The sequence below is a fragment of the Pseudanabaena sp. 'Roaring Creek' genome (assembly GCF_001402795.1).
Lineage (GTDB): Bacteria > Cyanobacteriota > Cyanobacteriia > Pseudanabaenales > Pseudanabaenaceae > Pseudanabaena.
On the sequence record NZ_LIRE01000456.1, the window covers coordinates 1 to 4,454 of the forward strand.

Sequence of the window (4,454 nt, forward strand, 5' to 3'; positions counted from 1 at the left end):
AAAGTGTTGTTACACTTTCGTGAATTGGTATTAAGTAGCTGGACATAATTAAAATCCACATCTAAAACCTGCGGCGGACGCGCAGCGTTCGCCGCAGGTTTTAGGGTTTTATATTTAATTATGCCCAGCTATTTACTATCAATTAATTAGCGCTGGCAATCATCACCTACGTACAAAAGTCTACCCGAATATATGACTGAGACTTTAAAGATCGATCTTTATGCAGATAATCTTGGGAAAACCCAAGCGATCGCTGCCCAACTTGCCCAACTTGTCACGGCAGGAACAATTATGTTGCTAGATGGCAATCTGGGCAGTGGTAAAACTACCTTCATTCAAGCCTTTGGTCTAGCACTTGGTATTAGCAATACGATCGCTAGTCCCACTTTTACTCTAATTGACGAATATACAGAAGGTCGTTTACCGCTCTATCACATCGATCTTTATCGCTTAGAGTCACCTCAAATATCGAGCCTTCATCTAGAAGAATATTGGCGGGGTATAGATTTTCCCCTTGGGGTCGTGGCGATCGAATGGGCAAGTAAATTACCAAACATTCCCTGCCAACATCTCAGGATCAATCTCTCAGTCCCAACACAATCTAATACAAATACCTTTGAAAATCCTGAAACCTTTAATTTAGAGCTTGATAAAGACGATCTAGACGATCTAGAGGATGATTTACCTAAAGCCCGTCACATTGAATTAACAGCAATAGGTTCAGATCATATTGAAATTCTCAGACAATTCAAACATCGGTAGTCCTAAAGTAAGGATGGGCGGCGCGAAGCGCCGCCCATCCTTACTTTAGGACTACCTAAATATCAATTCTAAAGATAAATTCTAAAGATCAAACCTGATCGCTTGCCTTGTCCTTAACAGAGTCGTTTTTACCAGATGCGTCCGATCCGCCATTACCCTTAACTTCATCTTGAAAACCTCTTAAAGCCTGTCCGACACTGCGACCAATTTCGGGGATGCGTTTCGCCCCAAAAATTGCGACCCCAACCAGCGAAATTACAATTACCTCAGGCCAGCCAATTCCAAACATTTCCTTAAATCTCCACAAATGCATCTGCTATTCTTTTATTCTCTACGCAAATGACAAATAAGCGCACTTAAAAACTAATGGAATCAACCATTACTTGGACACTTGGCAGCACCGATCCCGATGCTGAAGCCAACCTTGCCCTAATTGCCCAATGGTGGACTGACCTTGCGGGGCAGGAAATTATTTGGCAACAACGCCCCTTAACCGAAAATAGCGATCGCTTAGCGATTGACTGGAGCAAACAATCACTTGACGAAACCTTTGCTATTCAGACCCCAAGCTTTCGTGGTATCACCCTCTATTGGTTCAAGCCCAATAGCCCAGACGAACGCAATATCTCCGTTGGCTATCTCCAACTCGATCGCTTTAATCAACGTCTAGATATTTTGCCGTCATCAGGTAGAAACTATCAGCTCCGTATCACACTCCCGAAAATCGTTTACCAAAAGATCCAAGTCACCGATCCCCAATTTGGCAGCCTGACTCAACCCAATGGTGATATGGTCTTACTTTTCCGCGACGAGAAGCAACGTTTAGAGATTCAAATTGATTTAAGTGCCATCAATGTCGATGTACTCAAACAAAAACTATCATCCTAAAAATCAAAAATTATCGATCAAACAAACTACAAGAAACTTTTTGAAAACGTTGCAAAGCAACGCTTTCAAAAAGTTTCTTGGTTTGGGTTTGAGCGCAAAGCGCTGTAATTTAAAGTACCTGTGGCTTCGACTCCGCTCAGCCAACGTTAGCTGAGCGGAGTCGAAGCTAGATAACTTGGTGGAACTTTTTTATTCGCAAAAGCCTTACAGCGCTTACATAATGTTCCACCTTTAAGCAAAATCTTGACTTAGATAATGGCGATCGCAAGCAACTTACACCTCAATTATCCAAATGTAAATGTAAATATACTGGTTTTAGTCTTGGCGGCGAGTCTCGACTATTTCATTGGGGATCCTGTGAATTGGCTCCATCCAGTCCAAGTTATCGGATGGGCGATCGCGCAATTTACCAATGGGGTAATGATGGAAGATCCCCAGAGTAATCAACGTATCCCCCTTTTTACTCCATTGGTCATGAAGTTCTTGGGTGCGATTTTGGCAATTAGTATAATTTTGGGAAGTGGAATTGCGATCTGGTTAATGGCGATCGCTCTTTCGCAAGTACAGCCGCTGTTGGCGATCGCTTTTTCTAGTATTTTGTTAGCTGCCTGTTTTGCAGGACGCAGCCTTCGCGATGCAGCCGATTCAGTATTAGCAGTTCTGCAAACAGACAATCTGGACATGGCAAGACAGGAGCTTAGCCGCTATGTCGGACGGGACACGGATAAACTTTCGGCAGGAGAGATATTACGGGCAGTTCTAGAAACGGTGACCGAAAATGCGATCGATGCGGTTACAGCACCATTATTCTATGCTTTGCTGGGTTCAATGCTCTTTGACTATGGTGGCGTTACATTAGCGATCGCTTATAAGGCTGCTAGTACCCTTGACTCGATGGTGGGCTACCGAGAATCTCCCTATACCGATCTTGGCTGGTTTAGTGCCAAAACCGATGATGTTTTGACATGGCTTCCCTGTCGCTTAACAGTGCTCACCCTAGCCCTAATCTCCCGAAAGCCCGTTTATGTTTGGCAGATCTGTCAACGCGATGCTAACCAAGATCCCAGCCCCAATTCGGGCTGGAGCGAATGTGTATATGCTGCAATTTTACAAGTACAGCTAGGCGGTGCAAATTATTATCGGGGCATTCTCAAACAGAAACCTCTATTGGGAGAGCCCATCGAGCCGATCTCCCCATCTAAGATTGCACAGGCTCTGAACTTAACAAGGATATGTTTTTTACTGTGGGTTAGTGCCTTTATGTCGATTATGGCGATCATCTCGTTCCCTATAAAACTCCAAAGCCTGTAGAGCACGCTGCGCGTGCTCTACAGGCTTTCGCCTAGACACTTACTTAATCATTTGGCGACACTCATCTCCAGAGATGGATTTAGCACTACCATCACTTGAAATTTTGACACAGGTAATATCTGTTTTCGGTGCAAAAAATGAATAGGCGATAACTATCGATAGCAATATTAAAGACAAGGGAATTAACACATTGAAAGATTGCCATTTGGGACGGAGCCTTTTATTGATACTTGCCAACTTCTTTTGCACTGACAAAATAGTTGGATGTTGAGAATCAAATGAGCGCTTATAAATTTTGATGGCTTTTTTATAAAGGTTTCTGACATCTTTATAGCGCTTTTGAGAATAGTAAATTGCCGCTAGATCTACTAAGTTATCCGCAATTTCAGGATTGTCAGCACCGAGTAATTTCTCCTTAATAGCTAGAGCGTCTAAGAATATCAATCCTGCTTTTACATAAAGGGCTTGAGTATTATAAATAGCGGCTAAATCCAGCATTAATGATGCCACATCAGGATGCTCGGAATTTAATATTTTCTTGCGAATATCAATCGCTTGCAAGAGTAGTTTTTCGGTTTTTTGAAACAGGTTTTGCGAATAGTTGACCACTGCTAAATCTATTAAACAATTCGCCACATAAGGATGTAATTCGCCATGTAATTGTTGATTGATAATTAAAATTTGTTCGAGATATTGCTCTGCTTCATTATATTTGCCAGACTTACGTTCTTTTTCGGCTAAATTATGCAAACAATCTAGAAAAATATTTATTTTGCCATTGGCGTAAGGAGAAAATGGTTCAATGCGATAAACAGCACTGGTATTACTACTAAAATCAATCTCATCTCCCTGCATTAATACCCATGAATCGCGAAGTTCTCCATTAATAATTAAGCCATTTGTACTTTTTCCTTTCTCTGGAGTTCCATCGGTAAGCCGAAATATTTGTAATATTGGTTCGGATACGTAGATCCCCGTTAATGTTGCATGTTCTCGCGATACGGAATGCGATCGCAGGACGATCTCATTTTCTGGCGATCTCCCCAGTACATAACTTTTGCTATCAAGTAAAATTCGCTGCTGTCCTTCGGGATCTTGCAGAATTAGGTAATGCTCGAGTTGACTGCCGTCAACTATAGTTGCGTCTTGGGGATTAATGGAGCCATAAGTCATAGGAGGAGGGGAAATTGCTAGTTAGAAATAGCGTAGTAGTCAAAAAATTCAGATACTTGAAAGTTATTACATAGTTTAAAACTAACCTACCTCCATCAAACTTGCAAGAAGCAATAATATTGCGAAACCTGAGTTAGTTAGGACAAATCAAAACGCAAAAGGAGAAATGTGTCGTGAAACACTTTCCTCTTTCTTATGTTTTATGTATAGCAGTAGCCAGTTATGTTAGGACAAAAACAAAACCCAGAAGAGTGTTGCGGCGCGAAGCGCCGCAACACTCTTCTGGGTTTTATGTCTTAACTTATTTGGCTATAGCTATA

At 41.8% G+C, this 4,454-nt stretch carries 5 protein-coding genes; 3 read left to right on the plus strand and 2 right to left on the minus strand.

Features of this window, described 5'->3' with window-relative positions:
• Window positions 1-192 precede the first annotated feature (192 nt).
• Entirely contained in the window at window positions 193-762 is a 570-nt protein-coding gene (gene tsaE, locus AC805_RS14575; RefSeq protein ID WP_072143634.1) for a tRNA (adenosine(37)-N6)-threonylcarbamoyltransferase complex ATPase subunit type 1 TsaE, read from the plus strand.
• Between the two features lie 88 nt (window positions 763-850).
• On the opposite strand, the gene tatA is transcribed toward tsaE, so the two are convergent.
• Window positions 851-1,051 carry a twin-arginine translocase TatA/TatE family subunit gene (gene tatA / locus AC805_RS14580; RefSeq protein ID WP_055076092.1) on the minus strand — a complete coding sequence of 67 codons (201 nt, stop codon included), beginning with the start codon at window positions 1,049-1,051 and terminating at the stop codon, window positions 851-853.
• Between the two features lie 77 nt (window positions 1,052-1,128).
• Here tatA and AC805_RS14585 point away from each other — a divergent pair, with 77 nt between their 5' ends.
• Both AC805_RS14585 and cbiB read left to right on the plus strand, forming a co-directional pair.
• Window positions 1,129-1,650 (plus strand): hypothetical protein, encoded by a 522-nt coding sequence (locus AC805_RS14585; protein WP_055076093.1) that lies wholly within the window; start codon window positions 1,129-1,131, stop codon window positions 1,648-1,650.
• A gap of 255 nt (window positions 1,651-1,905) precedes the next feature.
• Window positions 1,906-2,961 carry an adenosylcobinamide-phosphate synthase CbiB gene (gene cbiB / locus AC805_RS14590; RefSeq protein ID WP_055076094.1) on the plus strand — a complete coding sequence of 352 codons (1,056 nt, stop codon included), beginning with the start codon at window positions 1,906-1,908 and terminating at the stop codon, window positions 2,959-2,961.
• Window positions 2,962-3,000: 39 nt separating this feature from the next.
• Here cbiB and AC805_RS14595 read toward each other — a convergent pair whose 3' ends face one another.
• Window positions 3,001-4,134 (minus strand): tetratricopeptide repeat protein, encoded by a 1,134-nt coding sequence (locus AC805_RS14595; RefSeq protein ID WP_055076095.1) that lies wholly within the window; start codon window positions 4,132-4,134, stop codon window positions 3,001-3,003.
• Window positions 4,135-4,454 lie beyond the last annotated feature (320 nt).